Source organism: Bradyrhizobium pachyrhizi (assembly GCF_001189245.1).
Lineage (GTDB): Bacteria > Pseudomonadota > Alphaproteobacteria > Rhizobiales > Xanthobacteraceae > Bradyrhizobium > Bradyrhizobium pachyrhizi.
On record NZ_LFIQ01000044.1, the window covers coordinates 1 to 5,762 of the forward strand.

Annotated in this window: 7 protein-coding genes; 6 read left to right on the forward strand and 1 reads right to left on the reverse strand. The window is 64.6% G+C overall.

Translation table 11 applies throughout. The annotated features are described in order from the left end of the window. The first annotated feature begins 94 nt into the window (after positions 1–94). The 3 genes from AKL29_RS07230 to AKL29_RS07240 are packed head-to-tail and all read left to right on the forward strand — an operon-like array spanning position 95 to position 1,700. Positions 95–484, forward strand: a complete 390-nt coding sequence (locus AKL29_RS07230; protein ID WP_050383628.1) for a response regulator — start codon at positions 95–97, stop codon at positions 482–484. 37 nt (positions 485–521) lie between these two features. After that, positions 522–1,379 carry a CheR family methyltransferase gene (locus AKL29_RS07235; RefSeq protein WP_050383629.1) on the forward strand — a complete coding sequence of 286 codons (858 nt, stop codon included), beginning with the start codon at positions 522–524 and terminating at the stop codon, positions 1,377–1,379. A gap of 3 nt (positions 1,380–1,382) precedes the next feature. Then, positions 1,383–1,700 carry a hypothetical protein gene (locus AKL29_RS07240; protein WP_028338017.1) on the forward strand — a complete coding sequence of 106 codons (318 nt, stop codon included), beginning with the start codon at positions 1,383–1,385 and terminating at the stop codon, positions 1,698–1,700. Between the two features lie 138 nt (positions 1,701–1,838). On the opposite strand, the gene AKL29_RS07245 is transcribed toward AKL29_RS07240, so the two are convergent. Continuing rightward, positions 1,839–2,147: a hypothetical protein gene (locus AKL29_RS07245; RefSeq protein WP_050383630.1), complete on the reverse strand. Its 309-nt coding sequence runs from the start codon at positions 2,145–2,147 to the stop codon at positions 1,839–1,841. Positions 2,148–2,301: 154 nt separating this feature from the next. Between AKL29_RS07245 and AKL29_RS07250 the strand changes: the two genes are divergently transcribed. The 3 genes from AKL29_RS07250 to AKL29_RS07260 all read left to right on the forward strand — a co-directional run bounded on the left by AKL29_RS07250 (position 2,302) and on the right by AKL29_RS07260 (position 5,683). Next, positions 2,302–2,934, forward strand: coding sequence for a response regulator transcription factor (locus AKL29_RS07250; protein WP_018269422.1), 633 nt, complete (start codon positions 2,302–2,304; stop codon positions 2,932–2,934). A gap of 189 nt (positions 2,935–3,123) precedes the next feature. After that, on the forward strand, positions 3,124–4,863 hold the full coding sequence (gene araD, locus AKL29_RS07255) for an L-arabinonate dehydratase (RefSeq protein ID WP_050383646.1): 1,740 nt from the start codon (positions 3,124–3,126) through the stop codon (positions 4,861–4,863). 100 nt (positions 4,864–4,963) lie between these two features. After that, positions 4,964–5,683, forward strand: a complete 720-nt coding sequence (locus tag AKL29_RS07260) for a ribonuclease activity regulator RraA (protein WP_050383631.1) — start codon at positions 4,964–4,966, stop codon at positions 5,681–5,683. Positions 5,684–5,762: the final 79 nt, after the last annotated feature.

The following is a 5,762-nucleotide window of genomic DNA, read 5'->3' on the forward strand; positions in this document are numbered from 1 at the left end:
GACGTCGATCGCGTGCTCGAACTGGTGCCCAAAACAGCTGCTGCAGCGTAACACTCCACCGCGGAGACGGTGGATTCCACAAGGAGGCCAACCCATGAAGACATGTCTCGTCGTCGACGATTCCGGCGTGGTGCGAAAGATCGCGCGCCGCATCCTGGAAGGAATGGAGTTCACCGTCATCGAGGCCGAGGACGGCGCGGTCGCGCTCGACGCCTGCAAGCGCGCGCTGCCGGATGCCGTGCTGCTCGACTGGAACATGCCGGTCATGGACGGCTTCGAATTCCTCGTGCAGCTCCGCCGCATGCCCGGCGGCGATCAGCCCAAGGTCGTGTTCTGCACCACCGAGAACGGCATCGACCACATCTCGCGGGCGCTGCATGCCGGCGCCAACGAATACATCATGAAACCGTTCGACAAGGACATCGTGATCGCGAAATTCCAGGAAGTGGGTCTGCTGGCGCTCGACGCTTCGGCCGAAGCCTGACACCCAGTTTCACCATTCAGTCCCTTGTGAGGCTCCCGTGACGCCCCCCGACTACGAGTATCTGCGTAAGCTCCTGAAGGACCAGTCCGGTCTCGATCTGTCCGCGGACAAGCAATATCTGATCGAGAGCCGCCTGCTGCCGCTGGCGCGCAAAAGCGGCCTGTCCGGCATCCCCGACCTGGTCGCCAAGATCAAGGCGGGCTCGTCCGCGCACACCGTCCAGGTGGTCGAGGCCATGACCACCAACGAGACGTTCTTCTTCCGCGACAAGGTGCCGTTCGAGCACTTCCGCGACACCATCATGCCGGAGATGCTGAAGGCACGCGCCGCGCGCCGCAGCGTCCGGATCTGGTGCGCCGCCGGCTCGACCGGCCAGGAGCCCTATTCGCTGGCGATGTGCCTGAAGGAAATGGGCGCGGCGCTTGCCGGATGGCGCGTCGAGATCATCGCGACCGATCTGTCGCAGGAGGTGCTGGAGAAGTCGAAGGCCGGCATCTACAGCCAGTTCGAGGTGCAACGCGGACTGCCGATCCAGATGCTGGTCAAGTACTTCAAGCAGTCGGGTGAGTTCTGGCAGGTCAATCCCGAGTTGCGCGCGATGGTCCAGCACCGCCAGCTCAATCTGCTGCACGATTTCTCCCAGCTCGGCTCGTTCGACGTGATCTTCTGCCGCAACGTGCTGATCTATTTCGATCAGGACACCAAGATCAATATCTTCAACCGTCTCGCCCGGTTGATGGAGGCCGATGGCTTCCTGGTGCTGGGCGCCGCCGAAACCGTGGTCGGCCTGACCGACACGTTCAAGCCGATTCCCGAGCGGCGCGGCCTGTACCGGCCGAGCGGGGTGCGGGGCGTGCTCGCCATGCCGAAGCCTGCCATGGCGGTCGGATATTGAGCAATGACCGAGGACGGCAAATCCATTGAGCGGGTCACCTTCAGCCGGGGTGTCGACGTCTGCATCATGGCCATCGACGGCACCTGGCGGCGTGACTGCCAGCTCAATGCCATCTCCGACACCGATGCCTCGCTGACCGTCGAAGGTTCCATTCAGGGGCTCAACCTGAAGGAGTTTTTCCTCCTGCTGTCCTCGACCGGACTTGCCTATCGCCGTTGCGAACTGGTCCGCGTCAACGGCACCGAAATGGACGTCAGCTTTCTCAAGGGCAAGCCGAGCAAACGGCGATCGTCCGCGGACGAAGAGCGGGCCAGGGCCTGACGTCAGGACGACCTGATCCGACCAAGCGGGCAAGGCCCGCGGCCAATCCGGACGATGCGTGGAACAGATCGTCGCCTGATGGGTTGGGCGTCGTCGGGACAATCGAGGTGGTTGGGCCGAACCTGTCGTGGCGGCGGGTCAGTTCAGCAGACGCGCTGCTGCCCCGGAATCGCGCAGGCGGTCGAGCGCCGTGCCGAGGCCGGCATCGCATGCCTTCAGGGCGGTGGATGCTGTGAGGTAGCGCGGGGTAACGTCGTCGAGAACGACGGGGTCGGCGTCGGCCTGCCGCGCGGCCAGCAAGGCCTCTCGCGCAATCGCCGCTTCGATCAGCCGCAGGCTCGCCTGGACATGGCCAATCAGCGCGACCAGGTCCGTCACGATCAGACCGCAGGGATCATTGCCCTCGTCCAAGCGCGCCGCAACGCGGTCCGACGCTGCATTTTCCATGCATGTTTCTCCACTGCCCCCCACTTTTAGGGAACGCGGTGCTACTTGTGCGTTAAGCGGACGTCCCGTACAAATACGGGTCCATTGATCGAGATGGTCGAGTTAGTTCTTGTGCGGTCAGGGCAGCACGTTTCACCACTAATGGACGATGCATATGGTTGAGAATGGCGCTCCGCGCGGGGAAATTTTTGTAGTCGACGACGATCCCGCCGTTCGCGAGACGCTTTCAGTGGTCCTGTCGACCGCTGGTTACAAGGTGATCTGCTTTGCGGACGGCGCGGCGCTGCTCGCGGTGGCGCGCAGCAGGACACCGGCCTGCATCCTGCTCGACGTGCATATTCCCGGCAAATCCGGCCTCGATATCCTGAGGGAGCTGCATGGCGAGGATTATCCGGCGCCGATCTTCATGATCTCCGGTCAGGGTGACATCGCGATGGCGGTCAGCGCCATCAAGAACGGCGCGCTCGACTTCATCGAGAAGCCGTTCCGCGGCAACGAGATCGTGAGCCGTCTTAACGAGGCGATCGACGCCTACACCAGGCGCCAGGCCGAGACCTCGGCGTCGCGGATCGCCGCGCTGCATTTCCCGGGTCGCGAGCCGCTGACCCGCCGCGAGCGCGAGGTGCTCGAGCAATTCACCGCGGGCGCCTCCAACAAGGAGGCCGGGCGCCACCTCGGCATCAGCCCGCGCACGATCGAGGATCACCGCGCCAACATCATGAAGAAGCTCGGCGCGCGCAACGCCGCCGATCTGGTCCGCATCGTGATGACGGCGCAGCAAAAGTAGGCCACGGCCGGTTTACGTTCCGATCGCCACATTGCGGAGCCTGTGCGGCGCACGTTGAGCGAACGGCACGTCTGCGCCGGGCGCGGGACGACACGTCAGAAAATCGAGTATATGCCTGACGCAGGGCAGGCGCGCCCGAACCGCGCGCGTGCGAGCAATGTCGAGACCCATGACATCGAGACAATGGCGATGACGAAGAAGAACAAGACCCCGGATCAATTGCGCAGCGCGCGCTGGTTTGCGCCCGACGATTTGCGCGCCTTCGGCCACAGATCGCGGGCGATGCAGATGGGTTACGCGCCGGAAGAGTGGCGCGACCGGCCGGTGATCGCGATCATCAACACCTGGTCGGATGCGCAGCCCTGCCACATGCATTTCAAGAGCCGGGTCGACGACGTCAAGCGCGGCGTGCTGATGGCCGGCGGCTTTCCGCTCGAGCTGCCGGCGCTGTCGCTGTCGGAATCGCTGTTGAAGCCGACCACGATGCTCTACCGCAACATGCTGGCGATGGATGCCGAGGAACTGCTGCGCGGCCATCCGGTCGACGGCGTGGTGCTGATGGGCGGCTGCGACAAGACCACGCCCGGCCTGCTGCTCGGGGCCACCAGCATGAACCTGCCGGCGATCTACCTGCCCGCCGGACCGATGCTGCGCGGCAACTGGAAGGGCCGCACCCTGGGCTCCGGCTCGGACGCCTGGAAATACTGGGACGAGCGCCGAGCCGGCAAGATCTCCGACAAGGACTGGGTCGACATGGAGGCCGGCATCGCCCGCAGCTACGGCACCTGCATGACCATGGGCACGGCCTCGACGATGACGGCGATCGCGGAAGCGATCGGCATGACGCTGCCGGGCGCCTCGTCGATCCCCGCGGCCGACGCCAACCACATCCGCATGAGCTCGGAGGCCGGCCGCCGCATCGTCGAGATGGTGTGGGAGGATCTGACCCCGCAGAAGATCCAGACTCGCAAGGCCTTCGAGAACGCGATCACGGTCGCGATGGCGATGGGCTGCTCGACCAACGCCATCATTCACCTCATCGCGCAGGCGCGCCGCGCCGGCCAGGACATTTCGCTCGACGATTTCGAGATCGCGAGCCGCAAGGTACCTGTGATTGCCAATGTGCGGCCGAGCGGCGACCTCTATCTGATGGAGGATTTCTTCTATGCCGGCGGGCTGCCCGGTCTGATGAACCGGATCAAGCCGCATCTGCATCTCGACTGCATCACCGTCACCGGCAGGACGCTCGGCGAGAACATCGATGGCGCCGAGGTGCACAATGACGACGTGATCCGCACCGTCGACAACCCGATCTACAAGGAAGGCGCGCTCGCGGTGTTGAAGGGCAATCTCGCGCCCGATGGCTGCGTCATCAAGCCAAGCGCCTGCGATCCGCGTTTCCTCAAGCACACCGGGCCTGCGTTGGTATTCGACGACTATCCGTCGATGAAGAAGGCGGTCGATGATCCCGATCTCGACGTCACGGCCGATCACGTGCTGATCCTGCGCAATGCCGGCCCGCAGGGCGGGCCGGGCATGCCGGAATGGGGCATGCTGCCGATCCCGACCAAGCTGGTGAAGCAGGGCGTGCGCGACATGGTGCGGCTGTCGGACGCGCGCATGAGCGGCACCAGCTACGGCGCCTGCATCCTGCACGTGTCGCCGGAATCCTATATCGGCGGCCCGCTGGCGCTGGTGCGAAACGGCGACCGCATCACGCTCGACGTCGCCGCGCGCACCATCAATCTCGATGTGCCGGAGGCAGAGCTGGCCAGGCGCCGCGCCGAATGGAAGCAGCCCGAGCAGCGCTTCGAGCGCGGCTATGGCTGGATGTTCTCGAAGCACATCAAGCAGGCCAATGAGGGCTGCGACTTCGATTTCCTCGAGTCCGGTTTTGGCAAGCCGGTCGGCGAGCCGTCGATTTATTAGTTCATCACACCGTCGTTCCGGGGCGCGAAGTGAACCCGGAACCTCGAGATTCCGGGTTCACGCTTCGCGTGCCCGGAATGACAGCCGGGGACAAAGCATCATGTCAAAACTCAACGACACCACTCGCAACAAGCTGAAATCTGTCTCCACCGCGACGGTCGCGACCGCGCTGTTCAAGCGCGGCTTGCGCATCCAGATGATCCAGGACGTTCATCCGCTCGGCCCGGATCAGCCGACCATGGTCGGCGAGGCCTTCACGCTGCGCTACATGCCGGCGCGCGAGGATCTGAACGGGATCGAGGTGTTCCGCGATCGTGCGCATCCGCAGCGCAAGGCGATCGAGGATTGCCCTGTGGGCGCGGTGCTGGTGATGGACAGCCGCAAGGATGCGCGCGCAGCGTCGGCCGGCGCTATCCTGGTGACGCGGCTGATGAAGCGTGGCTGCGCCGGCGTCGTCACCGACGGCGGCTTCCGGGATTCGGCCGAGATCGCGCGGCTCGGCTTCCCGGCCTTTCATCATCGTCCGAGCGCGCCGACCAACCTCACGCTGCATCAGGCGATCGAGATCAACGTGCCGATCGGCTGCGGCGATGCGCCGGTGTTTCCCGGCGACGTCATCCTCGGCGACAGCGACGGCGTCATCGTGATCCCGGCGCATCTCGCCGACGAGATCGCCGACGAGACCTTCGAGATGACCGCGTTCGAGGATTTCGTCACCGAGCAGGTCCAGAACGGCCGCGGCATCTTCGGGCTCTATCCTGCGACCGACGAACAGACGCTGAAGGATTTCGCGGCGTGGCGGAAGGCGAAGGGGCGGTAGCCACCACAACCACCGCCGTCGTCCGCTTGATAAGCGATCGCCATACATTCCACCGTCGTCCCGGCGAAGGCCGGGACCC